A 22,862-nucleotide genomic window follows, 5' to 3' on the forward strand; every position below is an offset into this window, starting at 1 on the left:
TAAAAAATGAAACTAGGTGTATCATCTTGCTTAATTGGAACGAAATGTAGATATGACGGAGTTGGGGCAAGTGATAAATTTATAGTTGACATTTTACAAAAATATTTTGATACAGTTCCTTATTGTCCTGAAACTATAATTTGGGGAAGTCCAAGAGAGGCTATTAGACAAATTCAAGATGAAAATGGTCAACTAAAGGTTGTAACTTCAACAAAAAATCCTAAAGATGTAACTAAAGAACTAGAAGATATATCAATTGAATGTGCGAATAAAATTAAAGATAATGATATTTGTGGCTTTATTTTAAAATCAGCATCTCCAACATGTGGAATGGAAAGAGTAAAAGTTTATAAACCTTTTAATTCACCAAGCGTAAAGAATGGAGTAGGATTATTTGCAAAACAAATTAAAGAAAAATATCCATATTTACCTGTTGAAGAGGAGGGTAGATTAATTGACCCTTGGCTTAGAGAAAACTTCTTAATGCAAATTTTTGCATATCAACATTTCCATGAATTTTTAAAATCAAATCCAAGTTTTAGTGATCTTGTAATATTTCATACTTCATATAAATATTTGATTTATGCAAAAGCTCAAAAATCTTATAATAGCCTTGGAAAAATAGTTGCAAATCATGATAAAAAACAACTTGGCGAAGTTCTAGAAGAGTATAAGGAAGAGTTTTTAAAAGCAATTGCTCTAAAAGGAAGTGTAAGTAAAACTTATAATGTTTTACTTCATATTTTTGGATATTTTAAAAAACTAATAACAAAAGAAGAAAAAGATATTATTTTAGCTAGTTTAGAGGAATACAAAGAAAAAATTATTCCACTAATTGCTGTTATGAAACTAATAAATTTATATGTAAATAGATTTGATGTTCAGTACTTAAAAGTTCAGAAATTTTTAAATCCATATCCAAGTGAATTAGCTTTAAGAAGTGATATTAAGGCTTATAAATAATGAAACAAGTTTTATGGTTTAGAAGAGATTTAAGAATCACAGATAGTGCAATTTTGCAATATGTGAAAGATGAAGTATTGCCTATTTTTATTTTTGATAAAAATATTTTAAATCTACTTTCTAAAGATGATAAAAGAGTAACATTTATTTATAAAAGTGTTTTAAATTTAAAAAAACAGTTGAAAGAAATAGGGCTAGATTTAGCAATATTTTATTCAACTCCTAAAGAGGTATTTTCAAAGCTAAAAAATGAAGGTTTTGAAAATATTTTATGTTCAATTGATTTTGATGATTATGCTAAAAAAAGAGATGATGAAATTTCAAAAATTATCCCAATGCAAACTTTTACAGATTCATTTATTACACATCCAAATGATTGTCTAAAAGCTGATGGGACCCCTTATAAAGTCTTTACTCCATATTATAAAAATCTAAGCTTTATTTGGGACTCATATAGGCTTGAAGAGTTTAAAGCAAATGAAAATTTAAAACTAATCTCTTTTGATTATAAGTTTATTCCTGCTTTAGAAGAAATGAATTTTACTGCTCAAAAATTGCCTGATTTTTTAGAAAAAAGTGCAGATGAATTACTAAAAGAGTTTGAGCAAAAAATAGAAAATTATAAAGTTGATAGGGATTTTTTTGATAAAAATGCAACTTCAAATCTGGCTGTTCATCTAAGATTTGGATTAATCTCTCCACGACAAGTTTTTAACAAAATAAAAGGCTTAAAAGCTAGAAATGAAAATAAAGAATTTTTTATTAGAGAGCTTTTTTGGAGAGAATTTTATAACTATATTCTGTTTCATTTTCCAAGAAGTGAGTTTGAAAACTTAAATGGTATAGATGTAAATTGGAATGAAGATGAAGAAGTTTTTCAAAAATGGTGTGAAGGAAAAACAGGTGTTCCAATAATTGATGCAGCTATGCAATACTTTAATCAAACAGGAACCATGCATAATCGTTTAAGAATGATTGTTTCATCATATTTAACAAAAAACTTACTTGTTGATTGGAAAAAAGGTGAAAGATATTTTGCTTCTAAACTTCTTGATTATGAAGCAAGTTCAAATATAGGTTCTTGGCAGTGGGCTGCTAGTACAGGAGCTGATAGCGTGCCATATTTTAGAATATTTAATCCATATTTACAATCAGCAAAATTTGATAAGGAAGCTATTTTTATAAAATCTGTTTTAAAAGAGTTAAAAGATGTACCATTAAAACAAATTCATAGTGAAAATGGTGTTCAATCAAATATCTTTTTAGATTATCCAGCTCAAATAGTAAGTATTGAATTTTCAAGAAAAAGAGCAATTCTTGAGTTTAAAAGAGCTAATAATGAAAAAAATTGATATAGCCATTATTGGAAGTGGAATAGGTGGCTCTTTAATTGCAGCACTTAATAAAAACAAAGACATTGTAGTTTTTGAAAAAGACCACAATCTTGGGGGTTGTGCTTCTACTTTTAAAAGATTTGGGGCTCATTTTAACACGGGAGCAACAACTTTTGTGGGATACGAAAATGGTCATATTATAAAAAATATTTTTGATAAAGTTGGTTTAAAACCTGATATTTTACAAAGTGAAATTGCTATTAGAAATATTCAAGGCGATAAAAAAGTAGATAGAGTTCAAAATTTTGAAGAGTTTTTAACCAAATTAAACAATGTTTATTATCATAAAAATAATAGAACTTTTTGGACTAAAATAAAAGAGATTGATGAAAAATTTTGGAAATTAAAACATATCTATTTTGCAAAATATTCTATAAAAGCTTTTTTAAAATCATTAATCTTTATTCTTGAGCTTTTAAAAGAGTTTAAAACAGATTTACTTATAAGTGCAGATAAATTTATAAATGATACTTTGCCAAATATAAGTGCTGAATACAAAGCTTTTATTGATTCACAACTTTTAATAACTCTTCAAACTACATCAAATAATGCAACACTTTTATCTATGAGTTTAGGTTTAGCATATCCTTTTCATAAGGTTTTTTATGTAAATGGTGGAATGGGAAAACTAATTGAAGATTTATTAAAAGATGTAAAAGTTAATAAAAATGAACAAGTAATATCAATACAAAAAAATGATAAGCAATATATTTTAAAAACCACAAAAGATAAATATTTATGTAATAAAGTAGTTCTCAATTCAACTATTTTTGATAGTTCAAAACTTTTTGAAGATGAAAAAATAAAATCATATTTTCAAAAGTTTAAATTTGGTGACCAAAGTGCTTTTGTTGTTTATATAAAGTTAAATATCAAAAAAGAGTTTATACATCACTATCAAATAGTTTTAAAAGAACAAATCCCAAATTGTATATCTAACTCATTTTTTATCTCTTTTAGTGATGTAAATGATGAAAAAATGTCAAAAAATGGATTAAGTCTTACCCTCTCAACTCACTCAAAAGCAATTTTTTGGGAAGGTTTGACAAAAGATGAGTATGAAGAAAAAAAAGAGCAAACAAAAGAGTTTATAATAAAAGAATTTTTAAAATATTTCGATACTATCAAAGAAAAAGATATCACAAGAAGTTTCGCAGGAACTTCTAAAACTTTTTACTCTTTTATAAATAGAACAAACTGTGGCGGAAAACCAATAAATATAAAATCAGCCTTCAGTTTACCTAGTTGTAATACGCCATTTGAGGGATTATATAATGTAGGTGATACAGTTTTTGCAGGACAAGGATGGCCTGGAATTGCTATTGGAGTTAATGTTTTAAACAAGGAATTAAATGCAAAGCGTTGAATTAAAAATCACATCAAAAGATTGGATTTATATTACTATTATTGGTGCATTTTTTGGATTTTTTATTTCTTTATGTTTTTATTTTTTGAGTTATGATTTACAAAATATTTCTACTATTGTTTTTAGTACAGCTAGTGCTATTTTTATCTCTTTATTTGCATTTTTTTTAATTACAATTTCAAATAAATTTATTCTTCCAAAAGTAAAGCAGAAATTTTGGTATTTGATTAGTTTTATCTTTTCATTTTTATCAGGTTTTTTAGGTTTTTCTTTCTCTTTTCTTCTTTTTTCTTTTGGTGATTTTAAAATTATTTATATTCTTTCATCATTTTGGATCTATATTTCTATTACTATTGGATTTTTGACTTTTTTAGTAGGTTTGATTTTGCATCAATTTATCTCTATGAAGTACAAGAATGAATCTATAAAAAATCAGATTTTAGAGACAAAATTAAAAGCTTTGGAAAATGAGCTTAATCCTCATTTTTTATTTAATGCTTTAAATTCAGTATCTGAATTAGTTTATCAAGATCAAAAAAAAGCAGAAACAGCTATACTACATATCTCTAAATTTTTAAGAAACGCAATAAATAAAGAGAGTTTAATAACACTTGAAACAGAAGTTTCAATGGTAAAAACCTATGTTAATATAGAAAATATTAGATTTGATGAGAAAATTGTTTTAAATGTTGCTGATTATAGTGATTTTAAAAATATAAAAATACCTAAGTTTTCAATTCAATTACTTGTTGAAAATGCTATAAAACATGGATATTTAGGAAAAATTTTAAATATTGATATAAAATTTTCAAAAGATAAAATAGTAGTACAAAATGATGGAAAAATTGCTCATATTGTAAATTTTGGAACAGGTTTAACAAACTTGCAAAAAAGATTAGAAATTCAAAATGTTGGTGATTTATCTTATAATATTTTAGAGGATAAAATGCAATTTATAATAGAATTAAAGGATAAAAAATGAAAGTAATGATAGTAGATGATGAGAAGTTAGCTTTAAGTAGGCTACAAAGATTATTAAACGAAAATGGAGTGGAGGATATCACTGCTTTTGATAATCCAGTTGAAGCTTTAAAAGAGATAACAAAAACAAAATTTGATGTTGTTTTTTTAGATATTTCAATGCCAAATATAACAGGTTTAGAACTTGCTGATTCTATTATTCAAATAGAGCCAAAAACTTTTATTGTATTTCAAACAGCCTATGAAGAGTTTGCTTTAGAAGCTTTTAAAAATGGTGGAATGGGATATTTGATGAAGCCTATTGAGTCAATTGATATAAAAAATATATTAGATAAAATCAAATCTTTCAAAGTTACTTCAAACGATGAATCTAAAAAGATTTTAGGTAAAAGAGGTGATAAACTATATCTTATTGATATAAATGATATTTATTATATAAAAGCTGATTTAGATGAAGTAATAATAAAAATAAAAGAAGCAGATGCTTATGTAAGAAGAAAAATAGGAGATTTAGAAACCTTGTTATCTGATAGAAATTTCTTTAGAATTCATAGATCTTATATAGTTAATGTGGACAAAATAAAATCAATGAGAAGTGTAGAGCAATCAAAACTTCAAATATCTTTTGACGGAATAACGGAAGTCATAACTAGTTCAAAAGATGGAGCAAAAGATTTCCGTGAGTACATAGAACGAAGAAGCTTATGATAAATTTATAAACAGACAAAAAACACCTACTAAATACACATCCTTTCTTGTAAACTCTCTTTGTATAAAATATTAGTACAAGGAGAAAAAATGCAAACATTTATTAAAAGTTCATATATTAACTGTGATACAAAATCTCTTTTTGATTTTCACTTAGACACAAATAATCTAAGCTTTATTACTCCCCCTGATACTAAAGTGGAACTGCTTACAAAAGATTTTAAACCTGTTAAATCACAAATATTGAAAATAAAAAGTACTAAATATTTTATACCAATGAATTGGGAAGTGAAAATAGAAAAAATTGATAGTCCAAATTTATTAGTTGATATCGCATTAAAATCACCATTTGCTTTTTGGGAACACAAACATATATTTATAAAACATGGGAATATGAGTGAATTAAAAGACGTAATAACTTTTAAAATGCCTTTTGGGGTATTAGGAAAATTACTTGAAGGTTTTGTTATGAAAGATTTACAAAAGATGTTTGATTTCAGACATAAAATTACAAAAGAAATTTTAGAAAAAAAATAGGAGAAATTTTGAAAAGAGCAGTAGTTTTAATGAACATGGGTGGGCCAAATAATATTGGTGAAGTAAAAGTTTTTTTAAGAAATATGTTCAATGATAAATATATAATTGGAGCTCCTCAGCCAATAAGAGCGATGATTGGTCAAATAATAATTACGAAAAGATTAAAAGAATCCCAAGAAAACTACCATAAATTAGGTGGAATGTCTCCGATTGTTGGGCACACGAAAAGACTTGTAAGAAGGTTAAATAAAGAACTTGATGCAGATGTATTTTATGAGATGAGATATACACCTCCATTTGCAAGTGATATTATGCCAAAACTTGTAAACTATGATGAAATATATGCTATTCCTATGTATCCACATTATTCAAGTACAACAACAAAATCATCAATTGAAGATTTTATAAAAATTGCTAAAAAATATAATTTAGATAAAAAAATAAAAACAATAGACTCTTATTATGATAATAAACTTTATAACAAAGCAATAGTTGAGCGAATTAAGGAAGCTTTAAAAGGCGAAAACTCACAAGAATTCGAATTAATATTCTCAGCCCATGGATTAACTCAAAGAATAATAAACAAAGGTGATTTATACCAAAAACATATTTTAGCAAACGTTGAATTTGCAAAAAAAGAGTTAGAAGAACAAAATATTTCTTTTAAAAAAATACATGTTGCTTATCAATCAAGACTAGGACCAATGGAATGGTTAAGACCTTATATGGAGGATAAGTTAAAAGAGATTAAATCAAAGGTAATTATATATCCAATATCTTTTACTGTGGATAATTCTGAAACAGAATATGAACTTGATATGGAGTATTTAGAAGTTGCACAAGAGCTTGGAATAACAGATTATAGAGTAGCTAAAACTCCAAATCATCATAGGTTTTTTATGGATGCCATAAAAGAAATTTATGAGGGAATGAAATAGTTAAAGAGAAGCCTTAGCTTCTCTTACTTTTTAGCAAAACTTCTATTTGTATCTCTTTTAGTTGTTTTTTTCTTTTTAGTTGTTTTTTCTATTGTATTTTTAGCAAAACCTGATTTTTTTGCAGCTTTTTTAGCTTCAGCCATTTTTACACTTAGTTGTTTGGGTCTAGCTTTAAAAAGTCTTGGTTTCTTTTCAGTTGCTTCAAATCCTTCAATTTCACGTCTAGGAATATTTATAATTAAATCTTTTTCGATTTCTATCATCATTTTATAATCTTTTACGCTTAAAAGAGTAAGAGCAATTCCTGGATTCCCAGCTCTTCCTGTTCTTCCAATTCTATGGGTATAATCAGCCGTTGTTTCAGGTAAAGCATAGTTTACAACAATAGGAAGGAGTTGAATATCTATTCCTCTTGCTGCAATATCAGTTGCTACTAAAACTCTAATATCACCTGATTTAAATTTTCTCATAACTTTAGCACGAGCTGTTTGCCTAACATCACCATGAATACAACCCGCTGTTAATCCATCTAATTCTAAGTGCTCTACTAAAGTATCAGCTTCTATTTTCATATTTACAAATACTAAAACTTGTGAATAATTGTTTGAACCAATGATATATGAAAGTGCTGCTGCTTTATTTGCTTCATCAACTAAAACAATCTGTTGATCAATGATTTTTACAGCTGATCTTTGTTGAGCAACTTCTATTACAACTGGATCTTTTAAAAATTCTTTTGCAAGTTTTTTTACATTTTGATTCATAGTTGCAGAAAACATCATAATTTGTCTTTTAGGACCTACATTTGGAAGAATTTTTTCAATATCTTCTAAAAATCCCATATCAAGCATTGTATCAACTTCGTCAATAACTACAGTTGTTACACTTGATAAATCAACTGTTCCATTTTTTAGATGTTCCATCAATCTTCCTGATGTTGCAACTAAAATATCAATACCTTTTGCAATTTTTTTCTCTTGATCTTTTGTAGAAACTCCACCAACCATAGCAAGCGATGAAACTTCCATATATTTAGAAAAATCTTCAACAGCTTTTGATATTTGAGTTGCTAATTCTCTTGTTGGAACTAAAATTAAAGTTCTAAGAATAGTTTTTGTTTGTTTTGTTTCTAATAGCTCTGTTAAAATTGGTAACAAAAATGCAGCAGTTTTACCTGTACCACTTTGAGCAGCTGCTAATATATCTCTTTTTTTTAAAGCAATTGGAATAGCTTTTTTTTGTATTTCCGTAGCTTCTTCATAATCTAAATCTTTTAGTGCACTTATGATTTTTTCATCTAAGTTCATTGATGTAAAAGTTTTAATAATATTTCCTTTTAATCTTAATTTTTAACTATTGTATCTAAATTTTAATTAGAATATAATATTATTGTTTTTAGCCCTTATTACGAGGGCTTTTAATCTATTTTTAGTTTTTTTTAGATAATATAGAAAACTAATTAAATAAATATTTGGATAAATAAAAATGACTGTTAAAATTACTTTGCCACACGATAAATCTTATGAAATTTTTATAGATGAACTAAATGATATTTACTTTGATAGAAAAGTTGTAATTGTCACAAATCCAACTGTTAGTGGATTTCATTTAGATTATTTAAAATCAAAATTAAAAGCTAAAGAGCTTAGTGTTTGTACTATTCCAGATGGTGAAGAGTATAAGCATATGGAAACTATTGAGAATATTTTAGCTCATTGTTTTACTCAAAGACTTGATAGAAAATCATTGCTTGTCGCTTTTGGTGGTGGTGTTATTGGAGATATGACAGGTTTTGCTGCTTCAATTTATCAAAGAGGTATTGATTTTGTACAAATTCCAACAACTTTACTTTCACAAGTTGATGCAAGTGTTGGTGGAAAAACAGGAATAAATAATAAATTTGGAAAAAATCTAATAGGTGCTTTTCATCAACCAATTGCTGTTTATATTGACCCTTCAATGCTTAAAACTCTTCCAAAAAGAGAGTTTGGAGCGGGAGTTGCTGAAATAGTTAAAATGGCAGTTACTTTTGATAAAGATTTTTTTGAATGGCTTGAACAAAACAATTTAAATGATGAAAAAAACATTAGATTAGCAATTGCAAAATCTGTACAAACAAAAGCAAATGTTGTTTCTCAAGATGAAAAAGAGTTAGGAATTAGAGCTGCACTTAATTATGGGCATACTTTTGGGCATGTAATAGAAAATGAAACAAACTACAATACTTATTTACATGGCGAGGCTGTTGGAATTGGTATGTGTATGGCAAATGCATTAGCTGTAAAAATTGGACTTATGAGTAAAAATGAAGAGTTAAGAGTAAAAAATTTATTAGAAAAATATGATATTCCAACAACTTACAAAATTAAAGATGTTGAAGATTTTTATGAGCATTTTTTCTTAGATAAAAAGTCACTGGATAATAAAATAAAATTTATTCTTCCAATAGGATTAGGGGATTGTAAAATCACTAATGAAGTTACAAAAAATGATGTTATTGATATATTAAAAGGTTTTTAAATTGATTAAAAAAATATTAATTTTAGTATTGTTCTCTTGTTTTGTTTTTGCAGAAGAAGAAGTAGCTTCAATTGTTCTTGATAAAAAAGATAAAGCAGAAGTTAAACAAATTGAACAAAAAATTATAACTGATAAATATGATGAAGCTCAAAAAGAGCTTGAATTAAAAAGAAAGCAAGAGTTACAAGAACTAAAAACAAAAGAATTAGATATGCAAAATATTGCACAGATTAATATTTTGCTTGAAAAAATATCAAAAATTGATTTTGAATTAAAAGATAATATTTTGTTAAAAAGATATTCAAACTATGTTTCATATAGTAAGATTTCTGCTGAATTAGCTTCATTAAAAGATTCTTTAAAAAGAAAAAACAATGTTTCAGAAGAGCAGGTTTATCAATTACATAATAAAATTAGAGTTAAAGAAAATGAGCTTGAATTAATAAATGAATATAAAGGTTCACCAATTGGTGGTCTTATTAATCCCCCTGAAATTGGAGTATATGAAAATATAACAAATCCTTTTGGAATTATAAATGCTTTATCTCATATTAAAAAATTAGAAGATAATAAAAAACAATTTAAAACATTGGATAAAGAAATAGATAATCTTAGTATTAGACTTGATGAAGAATTAGTTTTATATCTAGAGTTATTTAATCTTGATCAAAAAGCAGAATATAAAGAAAAAATTACTTTTTTAGATAAGCAAAAAAAAGATTTTTCAATGGTTCTTGAAATTGTAACTACAACTGAAGAAGTTTATACACGAAAGTTAGAACAGGTTATTTTAGAGATAAAAAATCAAATATCTCAACAAATTCAAAAAATGCTTGTAATTTTTATTATAATAGTAGTTTTATCAATTATCGCATTTCTTGTAAAACTTGCATTGAAAAAGTATTTTTCTCAAAATGAAAATTATTATATGACTAATAAGATAATCAATTTTACTTTAGTTTTTTTGATTATTATGGTTTTACTTTTTTCATATATTGATAATGTTTCATATCTTGTAACAATCCTTGGATTTGCATCTGCGGGTATTGCTATTGCTTTAAAAGATTGGTTTATGTCTATTTTTGGTTGGATGGTTATTGTAACTTCTGGATCTATTCAAGTTGGAGATAGAATAAAAGTAAATAGAAATGGTGTTGAAGCTGTTGGAGATGTTCTTGATATTTCATTATTTAAAATAACAATTAGAGAAGATATTACATTAACTTCATATACAACAAATAGAAGAACTGGAAGAATATTTTTTATTCCAAATAACTATATATTCTCTGAGTTAATAGCAAATTATACACATTCAGGGCTTAGAACAGTTTGGGATGGAATTGATATTGCTATTACTTTTGATTCAAACCATAAAAAAGCCCAAAGATTAGCTAGAGAGATATTAAAACATTATTCAAAAGGTTATACAGATATTACAAGAAAACAGTTATCTAAAATGAGAAATAAATATCAATTACGAGCAACAGGAGTGGAGCCTAGAGTATTCACATTTGTTGAGCCCCATGGTATTGTGATTTCATCTTGGTATTTAACAAACTCTTATGCAGCACTTGTTTTAAGAAGTACTATAAGTCCAGAGATTTTAGATGCATTTATGAAAGAAGATGATATTCATATAGCATACCCAACACAACAAATAAATATAAACAGAACAGATAATGCTTATGGTCCTGCTTCAAAAAGAAGAGAAAAACCAAAAGATTTAGAAGATGAAATAATACAAAGATAGATTAGGAATAGATATTTATGAATTTTGCAAAAGAAAAACCAAAGGTATATTTTAAAACTTTTGGTTGTAGAACAAACGTATTTGATACTCAAGTTATGATGAGTAATTTAAAAGATTTCGAAGTAACACAAGATGAATCAAAAGCAGATGTTGTAGTTATTAACTCATGCACAGTTACAAATAGTGCAGATAGCACTGCACGTGGTTATATAAGTGGATTAAAAAAACTTCCAAAAGACCCAAGGGTTGTATTTACAGGTTGTGGAGTTTGGACTAAAGGTGAAACACTTTTCAAAGAAGACAAGGTTGATTCATTATTTGGTCATTCTGAAAAAGAGAAAATAAATGAGCTTTTATTAAATGAAAATAGATTCTTTCAAGCAGGAGATTTAACTCATATTGATGAAACAATAGTTGAAGAGTTTATTGGTAAAAGTAGGGCCTTTATAAAAGTACAAGAGGGTTGTGATTTTAGATGTTCATATTGTATTATTCCTTATGTAAGAGGTGATGCACGAAGCTATAGCGAGGATAAAATTTTAGAGCAGATCACAACACTTGCTGCTAATGGTTTTGGAGAGTTTATTCTAACAGGAACAAATGTAGGCTCTTATGGTAAAAAACAACACACTTCTATGGCAAAATTACTTAAAAAAATCTCTTTAATCAAAGGTGTTAGAAGAATAAGACTAGGAAGTATTGAACCTATTCAAATTGATGATGAATTCAAAGAAATTATAAATGAACCATTTATGGCAAAACATCTTCATATTGCACTTCAACACACTTCAAAAGAGATGTTAAAAATTATGAATAGAAGAAATAAAGTATTATCAGATTTAGAACTTTTTGAGTTTTTAAAAGGGAATGGTTATGCCCTAGGAACAGATTTTATAGTTGGACATCCAGGTGAAACAGATGAATTATGGCGTGAAGCTATGGAAAATCTTCATAAATTTCCTTTAACTCATATTCATGCATTCACTTATTCAAAAAGAGATGGAACGCCAAGTGCAACAATGAAACCTGAAATCAAAGGTGATATCGCAAAAATAAGATACAATGAACTTACAAAAATAATTGAGCAAAAAAACTTTGATTTTAGAAAAGCAAATAGTAAAACTTTAGAAATTTTAATAGAACAAGAGAAAAATGGAAAATATATAGGTTTTGATCAATTTTTTAATCAAATAGAGATTGATTCACCTGTAGATTTAGTTGGAGATTGGGTTTTTATAGATGATTATGAAGTAAAGGCTGATAAAAATGTCGCAAGATTCAAATAATAAAGATTTAGAAAAAAGTTTAGATAAAAATTTTAAATTAATGGCTATGTCAGCAGTTGTTTTACTGATATTATTTATTTATACTATTTATAAAAGTAGTTCACATATTCAAGGAAGTTCTTATTATATAGGAATTATTTTCTTATTTATTTTACTTTTTTTAGCTTTATTATTAAAAGTAAAACAAGACAAGGTTAGAGCTTTTTTTAATAAAGATAAAAAAGAAGAAAAATCAGCTTTTGATAAGGAACTTATAAAAAGTCGAGCAAAAGTAGTACAAGATGATTTGAATTCAAATATACAAGCTGTAACTTCAAATATTACCTTTAAAGATATTGCTGGAATAAAAGAGATAAAAGAAGAGCTTGAAGAAGTTGTTGATTTTTTAAATAATCCTAAAAAATATCTTGAATTTGGAATTAAACTTCCAAAAGGTGTGCTTTTAGTTGGACCTCCAGGTGTTGGAAAAACATTGATTGCAAGGGCAGTTGCAGGTGAAGCAGATGTTCCTTTTTTCTATCAAAGTGGTGCAAGTTTTGTTCACATTTATGTTGGAATGGGAGCAAAAAAAGTGCGAGAACTTTTTGCAAAAGCAAAGCAGAGTGCTCCTGCAATTATATTTATTGATGAAATTGATGCAGTTGGAAAAGCTAGAAGTGGAAAATCTAATGATGAGCGAGAATCAACATTAAATGAACTTCTAACTCAAATGGATGGATTTGATGGGGATAGTGGAGTTATTGTAATAGCAGCTACTAATAAAATAGAAGTTTTGGATGATGCACTTTTAAGAGCAGGACGATTTGATAGACGTGTTCATGTTGGACTTCCAAATATTGATGATAGGAAAAAAATTTTAGAGTTATATTTAAACAATAAAAATCATGAAATAAATATTGAAAGATTAGTTAATGAAACAGCAGGCTTTAGCTCAGCAGCCCTTGCTACTCTTATAAATGAAGCACTTTTAAATATGATTAAAAATAATAAAAAAATTCTTGATAATGATGATATTATAATTGCAAAAAATAAACTAGAATTTGGTAAGAAACAGATAAAAATACTTGATGAGAAACAAAAAGAAATTTTATCTATTTATCAAGCATCAAAGGCATTTATTTCTAAAACAAAAGTAGCTTTATTTGATGAGAGTGTTCAAAAGTTAAATTCAACTTATCCTTCATATCATGAGTTATGTGAAAATATCAAAAGAGATTTAGCAGGATTCATAGGTGTTGAAGTAATCAAAAAAGAGAAATATGCAATAAATCATGAAGATTTAGAATCAGCATCAAAAACAGCAAATGAGATAGTAAATAAATATAAAATGGCAAATTCAGTAGATGATCTTCTTACAAATATTAAAAATGATTTAAGATCTGAATTATCAAAAAATGCAGAAGAAATAAATCGATTGAAAAATGTAATGCTTAAAAATGAGGTGATTACACTTGAAGATATCTAAAAAATATTTTTCAGGTTTTTGTTTTTTTGAAGAATCTGAATTATTTAAAGATTATATAATTCAAAATGATTTTACAGTTTCAGGCTTTTCTTATGGGGCTATAAAAGCTTTTGAAGAGGTTTTAAATTCAAGTATTAGAGTTGATAAACTTCAACTCTTTTCTCCAGCTTTCTTTCAAACTCAAAATGAAAAATTCAAAAGAACCCAAGTTATGTATTTTAAAAAAGATGCAAATGCTTATTGTCAAACTTTTTTATCAAATGTTCTTTATCCTTTAAATATAGATATTTCAAAATATTTTAAACAAGGGGCAATAGAGGAACTACAAGAGCTTCTTTATTATGAATGGAGCCAGAAAAAACTTCAAAAGCTTGTAGATAAAGGTGTGAAAATAGAAGTTTATTTAGGCGGAAATGATAAAATAATTGATGCTTCCAAAGCTCAAGAATTTTTTAAAAAGTTTGCAACAGTATATTATATAAAAGAAAAAGGACATTTATTATGAGTGAAAAAATAGCAAAAATTGGAATTATTACAGCATCAGATAGAGCTAGTAAGGGAGTTTATGAAGATTTATCAGGTAAGGCGATTATTGATACGTTAAATGACTATTTAACATCAACTTGGGAACCTGTTTATAGATGTATTGAAGATGATCAAAAAACTATTGAAGATACTATGAAAGACTTAGTTGATAATGTGGGATGTTGTTTAGTTGTAACAACAGGTGGAACAGGACCAGCAGCAAGGGATGTAACGCCAGAAGCCACAGAAGCTGTATGTGATAGAATGATGCCAGGTTTTGGAGAGCTTATGCGAGCTGAGTCTTTAAAGTTTGTGCCAACGGCAATTCTTTCACGACAAACAGCAGGTCTTAGAGGAAGTTCACTAATAGTAAATCTTCCTGGAAAACCAAAATCAATAAGAGAGTGCTTAGATGCTGTTTTTCCTGCAATTCCATATTGTATTGATTTAATGGAAGGACCATATTTAGTTTGTAATGAAGAAGTTATAAAACCTTTTAGACCTAAACAAAAATAAAAGTTTTTAAATACTCAAAATTCTACTTTAATATCTTTGATTATACTTTTATAATTTTTGGACAAATGAAGTTTTAACAATTGGAGGAGCTACTACCTTCAATTGTGTTATTTCTACTACTTTATCTTTTGTATGTAAAATTACAAGAGATTTTATATCATTGATTAGATTGAAAATACCCCTTTTAGAAAATGTTAGACAAAATTTTATAAAATTACTTATTTTTTATCAATTAATTTCCACAAAATATAAGCCATTTACAATAAATTCCCATTTTTATAAAAATTATACTTTAAGTATATCTTGCTAAATTTTAAAGCCGTAAGTATAAAATAAGTTATTATACTATAAAATTAAATTAGTAGAAACTAGTTTCATAAAAGAGTTATGAAAACCAAATAAAGGCAGTTGTGGATTTTGTCTTTCATTCAATTTCTTGTTCGATCAAAGTCCTAAAGAAAAATAAAAAAAGGATTTATGCATGCTTAATTCAACAAATAAAACATCCCAAGAACCTAAAGGTAAGTCAAGTGTAGTGGAAACAATACAATCAAAATTCCCAAGTGCATATACCATACTTTTTGGACTAATTATATTTATGGCAGTACTTACTTGGATTGTTCCAGCAGGTCAATACGATAGAGTTAATAATGAAAGTTTAGGTAAGAGTGTTCCTGTTCCTGGTACATATAAGTTGGTTGATGCTAATCATCAAGGTGTAGTTGATGTGTTAATGGCTCCAATAAAAGGTTTTTATGATCCAGATTCAGGTCTTGCAAATGCAATTGATGTATCGCTTTTTGTACTGATTATTGGTGGTTTTTTAGGTGTAGTTAATTCAACAGGTGCTATCAATACTGGTATATCAAGAGCAATGACTAGTATGAAGGGTCATGAAATATGGATGATTCCTATAATGATGGGCTTGTTTGCTATAGGAGGAACAACTTATGGTATGGCTGAAGAAACATTAGCTTTTTATATTCTTATCATTCCAATAATGATAGCAGCTGGATATGATGCAATAACTGGTGTTGCTATTATCTTACTTGGTGCAGGAATTGGAGTATTGGGATCTACAATCAATCCTTTTTCAACAATTATTGCTTCAGATGCAGCAGGTATCTCTTTTACCGCTGGCTTTGATTTACGTCTAGTTATTCTTATCTTAGGTTGGTTGATTTGTACCGCTTATGTTATGTATTATGCTAAGAAAGTGCGTGAAAATCCTTCAAAATCAATAGTAGCTCATCAAAAAGAAAGTAATAAAGATTTCTTTCTTAAAAATATGTCAGATTCTAATGCACGACTTACAACAAATCAAATAATTATTTTAATAGCATTTTTATTTACTTTTATAATTATGATTTGGGGAGTGTCTTCTCAAGGTTGGTGGATGGATAAAATGTCAATGTTATTTCTTGGTGCATCAATTGTTATTGGTTTTATCGGTAGAGTTGGTGAAAAAGGTTTTAGTGATGCTTTTGTTGCTGGTGCACGTGATCTGTTAGGAGTTGCATTAATTATTGGAATTGCTCGTGGAATTGTTGTTGTTATGGACGCTGGGCATATAACAGATACTATTTTGAATTCATCTGCTGAAGCTGTAAAAGGTTATTCTGCAGTAGTATTTATTAATGTAATGTATTGGATTGAAGTTTTACTTTCATTTTTTGTTCCTTCAACTTCTGGACTTGCTGTATTAAGTATGCCTATTATGGCGCCCTTGGCAGATTTTTCATCTGTTGGAAGAGATCTAGTTGTTACTGCTTTCCAATCAGCTTGTGGGATAGTAAATCTAATTACTCCAACTTCTGCTGTAGTTGTAGGAGGTCTTGCAATAGGAAGAGTTTCTTATGAAAAATGGTTAGCTTTTGTTTGGCCATTATTATTAATCTTATCACTTTTAATTATGGTGGTATTAAGTATTGGCGTAATAATTTAAATATCAAATTAGTGGAGAAAAATAATATGACTAATAATTTAATAAAATCACTAGGTGTTCATTCTGAGGTAGGGAAGCTTCACAAAGTGTTAGTTTGTCGTCCAGGTTTGGCTCATACTCGTGTAACACCGATGAATTGTCATGATCTTTTGTTTGATGATGTTTTTTGGGTAGAGCAGGCAAAAAGAGATCATGCTGATTTTTGTTTACGAATGAGTGAAAGAGGTATTGAAGTTTATGATGTCCATGAATTATTAGCAGAAGTTTTAATGATTCCAGAAAATAGAAAATGGCTTTTAGATCGTCGTATTACTGAAAATTATGTAGGGGTGGGGATGCTCAATGAACTTAAAGGATGGCTATTTGAAATGAAAGCAGTAGATCTTGCTGAATTTCTAATTGGAGGAATTGCTGTTCATGATTTACCATTTAAACCACATGGTATGTTTGGAAGTTATCTTGGTGTAGATGGTTTTGTTATTCCACCTGTTCCAAATACTATTTTCACTCGAGATAATAGTTGTTGGATTTATAATGGCGTAACACTTAATCCTATGCATTGGCAAGCACGTAGACAAGAAACCTTGTTAATGACAGCAATTTATCGTTTTCATCCTTTATTCACTCAAGAACCAATAAATATCTGGTGGGGTAATCCTGATGTTGATCATGGTCTAGCTACATTAGAAGGTGGAGATGTTATGCCAATTGGTAATGGCACTGTATTAATTGGAATGGGTGAACGCTCAACTCCTGAAGCTGTAGGTCAAGTGGCAAAATCATTATTTTCTGCAGGTGCAGCAAAACGAATTATTGCTTGTGAAATGCCTAAATCACGTTCGGCAATGCATTTAGATACTGTATTTAGTTTTTGTGATCATGATATCGTAACTAGCTATTTGGAAGTTGCTTCAATTATTAAATGTTATTCATTACGTCCAGGTGATAAGGCTGGAACATTAGATATTCGTGAAGAAAAGAAAGATCTATTTGAAATTACAGCAGAGTGTCTAGGTATTAAAAAACTCAATGTAGTTTCAACAGGTGGCGATAGTTATGAAAGAGAGCGAGAGCAATGGGATGATGGTAATAATGTTTTTGCATTAGAACCAGGTGTAGTAATTGGTTATGAAAGAAATACTTTTACTAATGATAAATTGCGACAAGCTGGTATAGAAGTTATTACCGTAAGTGGTTCAGAATTAGGACGTGCGCGTGGTGGAGCTCATTGTATGACTTGTCCTATTCAAAGAGACCCTGCTAATTAAACATAAAAATATAGAGCAATATACTCTAAGGAGATAAGTAATGGCATATAATTTACGTAATAGAAGTTTTCTAGCTATTAAAGATTTTAATCAGTCTGAGATTAAATTTTTGTTGAAATTATCAGCTGATTTAAAATCTGCTAAATATGCAGGTACTGAACAAAAACGTTTAAATGGGAAAAATATAGTATTAATTTTTGAAAAAGATTCTACTCGAACAAGAATTGGGTTTGAAGTTGCTGCTTACGATCAAGGAGCAAATGTTACTTTTCTTGGACCAACAGGTTCTCATATAGGTCATAAAGAAACTATTAAAGATACTGCAAGGGTACTTGGTAGGATTTATGATGGAATAGAGTATCGTGGGTTTGGTCAAAAAATAGTAGAAGAAATTGCTGAACATGCTGGTGTACCAGTTTTTAATGGTTTGACTAATGAGTATCATCCTACTCAATTTTTAGCAGATGCATTAACAATGAGTGAACATAGTGAAAAGCCAATTAATGAAATTATTTATTGTTTTATAGGTGATGCAGAGAATAATATGGGTAATGCATTATTAATTGGTGGTGCTAAATTAGGAATGGATGTACGATTATGTGCACCCAAAGAGTGTTGGCCAAGCTTTGAGATAATAGAATATGCTCAAAAGCTTGCTATTGAAACAGGTGCTAGGGTCTGTATTACAGATGATTCTACAAAAGCTGTAAAAGGGTGTGATTTTATTTACACTGATGTTTGGGTGTCTATGGGTGAATCTGCAGATAAATGGCAGGAGCGAATTAATTTATTAAAGCCATATCAAGTAAATTCTGAACTTATGATGAAAACGGGAAATCCAAAAACTAAATTTATGCATTGTTTGCCTTCTTTCCACAACACTGACACAACTATGGGAATGGAAATAAAAGAAAAGTTTGGATTAGATTGTATGGAAGTAACAGATGAAGTATTTGAATCAAAAGCATCTATTGTTTTTGACCAGGCAGAAAATCGTATGCATACTATAAAAGCTGTTTTAGTTGCAACTTTAGGAGATTAATTATGTTAATTGTAATTGCTCTTGGAGGTAATGCTTTATTAAAGCGTGGAGAACCATTAACAATAGAAAATCAGCGTGCTAATACAAAAATTGCAGCAAAATCAATTGCTGAAGTTATTGCAGCTGGACATAAGGTTATTATTACGCATGGTAATGGACCGCAAGTTGGTTTATTAGCTCTTCAAGGTGCTGCTTATAAACAAGAAGAAGCTTATCCTCTTGATGTACTAGGTGCAGAAACTGAAGGAATGATAGGTTATTTAATTGAACAAGAGCTTGAAAATGCTTTGCCTTCAGGGCACCAAGTAGCAATGTTACTAACACAAATTGAAGTAGATTCAAAAGACCCATCTTTTAAAAATCCTTCAAAACCAGTAGGTCCAATTTATAGTAAAGAAGAAGCAGATATTCTAGCTTCAAAGTTTGGATGGAGCGTTGCAGTTGATGGCAAAAATTATCGTCGTGTTGTTGCATCACCTGAACCTATTTTAATTCCTGATATCTCTGTTATTGAAATACTTTTGAAACATAATATTATTGTTATTTGTGCAGGGGGAGGAGGTATTCCAATAGTTCGCCAAGCAGATGGTAGTTCAATAGGTGTTGAAGCAGTAATTGATAAAGATAAAGCAAGTGCATTATTAGCAAAAAAACTTGGAGCAGATATGTTACTAATGCTTACGGATGTTGATAATATTTATAAAAACTGGGGAATGGATAATCAAAGTTCTATTGGGAAAATAACCGTATCAGAAATAAGTAATATGTCTTTTGCAAATGGTTCTATGGGACCTAAAGTTGAAGCAGCTTGTGATTTTGTTAATGCAAGTAGTGGAAAAGCTGGTATTGGTACTTTAAAAGATGCCTTAAATATTATTGAAGGAAAGGCAGGGACACTTATTTTTTAAGAAGTAAAAAATTTATTAATTTTATAGTACTATGGTATCAATATATAATAATAAATAGAATATAAAATTATTTAGATTAAAAAATAAAGTAGGAGTTTGTTTTGAAAAATATATTTTTATCAATAGTAGCAGCTATAGGATTTTATTTCCTTTCAAATATTTTTTTTACAACACAACACTCTATTTTAATAGCTTTAATTACACTTTTTGTAATCTTATGGACAAACGAATCTTTGCCAATTGGTGTGGTTTCATTACTACCTATTGTGTTATTTCCTGCTTTTGGAATTTTGGATATAAAAAGTGCAGCAGTTAATTATTCTAATACAACTATTTTTTTATTTATGGGTGGTTTTATGATTGCAATTGCCACTCAAAAAATAAACTTACATAAATATATTTCAAATAAGTTATTAACTATTTTTCCAAATACTCCAAGGGGAATGATTTTCTCCTTATCAATAACAGCAGCACTTCTAAGCTCTGTTTTATCAAATTCTACCACTGCATTACTTTTACTTCCTATTGCTATATTTTTAACTGAAAATCTAAAATTTAAAGCAAGACTTGCCCTTTCAATTGCATATGGTTGCAGTATTGGAGGAATTATCACACCAATTGGAACGCCACCAAACTTGATATTAATGGGATTTATGCAACAGCATTCCCTTGAGCCTATTTCATTTATTCAATGGATGATTTTAACAGGCCCATTGGCTTTATTAATGTTGATTATTGTTCCTTTTCTTTTATCATTAGGATTAAGTGACATTGTTCTTGATAAAAAAATAAAAGAAAAAGAAGTCTTATTAGCAAATCAAAAAAGACTGCTATTTATTTTATTAGGTTTAATTATTACACTTTTGATAAACTCGAAAATTGAACCCTATTATTCAGGGCTAGGTTTAGATGAAACAGCAATACTTCTTAGTTTTGGACTTTTGATGTTCGTTCCAAAAATTGGATTTATACAATGGGAAGATGCTAAAAATATACCTTATGAAATAATCTTCTTATTTGGAGCAGGATTTACAATAGCAGCTGCTTTTTCAAAAACAGGCCTTGCAAGTGAAGTTGCAAATTATATGTTGTCTTTGACAGATTTACCAGTGATTTTACTTATTTTAATAGTTGCAAGTTTAATTACTTTTACAACTGAAATCACATCAAATACAGCACTTATTTCAATAGCTTTGCCAATAATTTATTCACTTGGAGAAGTTGCAAATATAAATATGACACTAATTCTAATGGTAGCCACAATTTGTGCCTCATACGCATTTATGCTTCCAATTGCAACTCCACCAAATGCAATAGCTATGAGTAGTGGTGCCGTTAAAGTAAAACAAATGGCAAGTTTTGGATTTTTTATAAATATTATTGCAATTTTAATGGTGACATTTGTTGCTTTGGTTTATTGGCAACATTTTTTGTAAAATAAAAAATATTTTTATCTTTTTTATTTTAAGTTTTGTCTTGGAAATGAACTTTCATTTTGTTATTATGTTTTGAAAATAGTAAATAAATCCTATTGAGCAAGTATGAAATCTTTATATTGTTTAGCAGTGTTGTAGCTAATAGCAGCTGTTTTTGCAACACTATAAACTGTAATATCTTTATCTTCAAATCTTAATATATTTACTGCATTTGTAATTGCATCTCTACTTTTTTTTCTTTTTGCAATATTCGCTTTATTTGTAGCCTTAATTTTCTTTGGGGTACACGATAATATTGATTTCTTAAATTCTTCATTAAATCTCTCATATAACGACATATCATTTTGAACTAAGATTCTTTGAATATTGTTAAATTCTTCGTTTGTTATTGTTATTCTCATATGTTTCCTGTCTATTTTTTTGGGGCAGAATTATACAAAAATAAGCTTAATTATATCTCAAATTGTTATAACATTATGAAATAAATTAAAAAAAAGAATTTATCTATTTTTTTATTCCCAAGCTAAAACTTGGGAATAGTTTTTATTTTTTATAAATAAAATTAAAAATTATTTTGATGTGGTTTGAATAGATAAGATTTTGTAACTTAGATATATAAATGCTATTCCAGTTAGCCCTTGAATATTCTTTTTTATATATGTTGATTGAAAAGCTTTTGCGCCTTTTCCTAATAGAAATATAAAACAAGTAAACCAAATAAGAATACAAGAAGTATGAATAGATACTAAAGTAAAAATATCAGATGCTTGAGCTGTTTTAAAATCAATAAGTTGTGGAAATGCAGCTAAATAAAACATTGAAACTTTTGGATTTAACATTTGAGTTAAGAAACCTTCAATAAAAAAGATTTTATAAGTTCTACTTTTATCTTTTTTGATTGGCTTATCTAAAACATCTTTCAATTGCTTTTCTTTTTTAAATAAAGAATATAAGGCTTTAAGTCCTAAAAATAGTAAGTATAAAGCTCCTATAACTTTTATCAGCATAAATAAATTTGCAGAAGATAAAACGATAGCAGATAAACCAAAAAAAGATAATGCACCATGTACATATGTTGCACAGAATATACCAAAAAGATTGCTCATTGCGCTTTTTCTACCATATAAAGGAACAGTTTTCAGAAAAAGTACACTATTTGGCCCGGGGGAAATTACTAATAGTATTGAGATTGTTGCGAAAGTAAGTATTGTTTCTATATTCATTTTTGACCTTATAAAAATTTAAAAAAGAAATGATAGCTAATTATTATTGTTTATCTTTATTTATTTTGTATAATTTATTAATTTTTTTTGT

At 28.2% G+C, this 22,862-nt stretch carries 21 protein-coding genes; 18 read left to right on the top strand and 3 right to left on the bottom strand.

Annotated features, from left to right (window positions below; genetic code table 11):
* The first annotated feature begins 6 nt into the window (after positions 1–6).
* The 7 genes from ABVS04_RS07920 to hemH all read left to right on the top strand — a co-directional run bounded on the left by ABVS04_RS07920 (position 7) and on the right by hemH (position 6,887).
* The gene (locus tag ABVS04_RS07920) at positions 7–963 is read left to right on the top strand and encodes a YbgA family protein (protein WP_368030149.1); all 957 of its coding nucleotides are present in this window, start codon (positions 7–9) and stop codon (positions 961–963) included.
* Positions 963–2,315, top strand: a complete 1,353-nt coding sequence (locus ABVS04_RS07925; protein WP_368030150.1) for a deoxyribodipyrimidine photo-lyase — start codon at positions 963–965, stop codon at positions 2,313–2,315. Before ABVS04_RS07920 ends, ABVS04_RS07925 begins: the two co-directional genes overlap by 1 nt.
* The gene (locus tag ABVS04_RS07930; protein WP_368030151.1) at positions 2,302–3,723 is read left to right on the top strand and encodes an NAD(P)-binding protein; all 1,422 of its coding nucleotides are present in this window, start codon (positions 2,302–2,304) and stop codon (positions 3,721–3,723) included. The genes ABVS04_RS07925 and ABVS04_RS07930 overlap by 14 nt, the downstream gene beginning before the upstream one ends.
* Positions 3,710–4,705 (top strand): sensor histidine kinase, encoded by a 996-nt coding sequence (locus ABVS04_RS07935; RefSeq protein ID WP_368030152.1) that lies wholly within the window; start codon positions 3,710–3,712, stop codon positions 4,703–4,705. Before ABVS04_RS07930 ends, ABVS04_RS07935 begins: the two co-directional genes overlap by 14 nt.
* On the top strand, positions 4,702–5,412 hold the full coding sequence (locus ABVS04_RS07940) for a LytR/AlgR family response regulator transcription factor (RefSeq protein WP_368030153.1): 711 nt from the start codon (positions 4,702–4,704) through the stop codon (positions 5,410–5,412). The genes ABVS04_RS07935 and ABVS04_RS07940 overlap by 4 nt, the downstream gene beginning before the upstream one ends.
* 90 nt (positions 5,413–5,502) lie before the next feature.
* A complete protein-coding gene (locus tag ABVS04_RS07945; protein WP_368030154.1) occupies positions 5,503–5,949 on the top strand; it encodes a hypothetical protein in 447 nt (148 codons plus the stop codon).
* A gap of 8 nt (positions 5,950–5,957) precedes the next feature.
* Positions 5,958–6,887 (top strand): ferrochelatase, encoded by a 930-nt coding sequence (gene hemH, locus ABVS04_RS07950; protein WP_368030155.1) that lies wholly within the window; start codon positions 5,958–5,960, stop codon positions 6,885–6,887.
* A 23-nt stretch (positions 6,888–6,910) separates the two neighbouring features.
* Here hemH and ABVS04_RS07955 read toward each other — a convergent pair whose 3' ends face one another.
* On the bottom strand, positions 6,911–8,194 hold the full coding sequence (locus ABVS04_RS07955) for a DEAD/DEAH box helicase (protein WP_368030156.1): 1,284 nt from the start codon (positions 8,192–8,194) through the stop codon (positions 6,911–6,913).
* A 178-nt stretch (positions 8,195–8,372) separates the two neighbouring features.
* Here ABVS04_RS07955 and aroB point away from each other — a divergent pair, with 178 nt between their 5' ends.
* The 11 genes from aroB (at position 8,373) to ABVS04_RS08010 (ending at position 21,548) form a co-directional block, all read left to right on the top strand.
* Positions 8,373–9,407 carry a 3-dehydroquinate synthase gene (gene aroB, locus ABVS04_RS07960; RefSeq protein WP_368030157.1) on the top strand — a complete coding sequence of 345 codons (1,035 nt, stop codon included), beginning with the start codon at positions 8,373–8,375 and terminating at the stop codon, positions 9,405–9,407.
* Between the two features lies 1 nt (position 9,408).
* Entirely contained in the window at positions 9,409–11,157 is a 1,749-nt protein-coding gene (locus tag ABVS04_RS07965) for a mechanosensitive ion channel domain-containing protein (protein ID WP_368030159.1), read from the top strand.
* A gap of 17 nt (positions 11,158–11,174) precedes the next feature.
* Positions 11,175–12,443 (top strand): tRNA (N(6)-L-threonylcarbamoyladenosine(37)-C(2))-methylthiotransferase MtaB, encoded by a 1,269-nt coding sequence (gene mtaB, locus ABVS04_RS07970; RefSeq protein ID WP_368030160.1) that lies wholly within the window; start codon positions 11,175–11,177, stop codon positions 12,441–12,443.
* Positions 12,424–13,908: an AAA family ATPase gene (locus ABVS04_RS07975; RefSeq protein WP_368030162.1), complete on the top strand. Its 1,485-nt coding sequence runs from the start codon at positions 12,424–12,426 to the stop codon at positions 13,906–13,908. Before mtaB ends, ABVS04_RS07975 begins: the two co-directional genes overlap by 20 nt.
* Positions 13,895–14,413 (top strand): pimelyl-ACP methyl ester esterase BioV, encoded by a 519-nt coding sequence (bioV, locus tag ABVS04_RS07980; protein WP_368030163.1) that lies wholly within the window; start codon positions 13,895–13,897, stop codon positions 14,411–14,413. The genes ABVS04_RS07975 and bioV overlap by 14 nt, the downstream gene beginning before the upstream one ends.
* Positions 14,410–14,949 (top strand): molybdopterin adenylyltransferase, encoded by a 540-nt coding sequence (gene mog, locus ABVS04_RS07985; protein ID WP_368030164.1) that lies wholly within the window; start codon positions 14,410–14,412, stop codon positions 14,947–14,949. The genes bioV and mog overlap by 4 nt, the downstream gene beginning before the upstream one ends.
* 481 nt (positions 14,950–15,430) lie before the next feature.
* On the top strand, positions 15,431–16,894 hold the full coding sequence (locus ABVS04_RS07990) for a YfcC family protein (protein WP_368030165.1): 1,464 nt from the start codon (positions 15,431–15,433) through the stop codon (positions 16,892–16,894).
* A 26-nt stretch (positions 16,895–16,920) separates the two neighbouring features.
* Positions 16,921–18,162 carry an arginine deiminase gene (locus tag ABVS04_RS07995; protein WP_368030265.1) on the top strand — a complete coding sequence of 414 codons (1,242 nt, stop codon included), beginning with the start codon at positions 16,921–16,923 and terminating at the stop codon, positions 18,160–18,162.
* A gap of 40 nt (positions 18,163–18,202) precedes the next feature.
* The gene (argF, locus tag ABVS04_RS08000) at positions 18,203–19,204 is read left to right on the top strand and encodes an ornithine carbamoyltransferase (RefSeq protein WP_368030166.1); all 1,002 of its coding nucleotides are present in this window, start codon (positions 18,203–18,205) and stop codon (positions 19,202–19,204) included.
* 2 nt (positions 19,205–19,206) lie between these two features.
* Positions 19,207–20,112 carry a carbamate kinase gene (gene arcC, locus ABVS04_RS08005; protein WP_368030167.1) on the top strand — a complete coding sequence of 302 codons (906 nt, stop codon included), beginning with the start codon at positions 19,207–19,209 and terminating at the stop codon, positions 20,110–20,112.
* A gap of 101 nt (positions 20,113–20,213) precedes the next feature.
* A complete protein-coding gene (locus ABVS04_RS08010) occupies positions 20,214–21,548 on the top strand; it encodes a DASS family sodium-coupled anion symporter (RefSeq protein WP_368030168.1) in 1,335 nt (444 codons plus the stop codon).
* A 92-nt stretch (positions 21,549–21,640) separates the two neighbouring features.
* Here the strand turns inward: ABVS04_RS08010 and ABVS04_RS08015 are convergent, their stop codons facing one another.
* Together ABVS04_RS08015 and ABVS04_RS08020 are read right to left on the bottom strand one after the other, a co-directional pair.
* Entirely contained in the window at positions 21,641–21,949 is a 309-nt protein-coding gene (locus ABVS04_RS08015; protein ID WP_368030169.1) for a hypothetical protein, read from the bottom strand.
* A 168-nt stretch (positions 21,950–22,117) separates the two neighbouring features.
* Positions 22,118–22,771, bottom strand: coding sequence for a LysE family translocator (locus tag ABVS04_RS08020; protein WP_368030170.1), 654 nt, complete (start codon positions 22,769–22,771; stop codon positions 22,118–22,120).
* Positions 22,772–22,862: the final 91 nt, after the last annotated feature.

The sequence above is a fragment of the Arcobacter sp. s6 genome (assembly GCF_040884245.1).
In the GTDB taxonomy this organism is placed as follows: Bacteria; Campylobacterota; Campylobacteria; order Campylobacterales; family Arcobacteraceae; genus Aliarcobacter.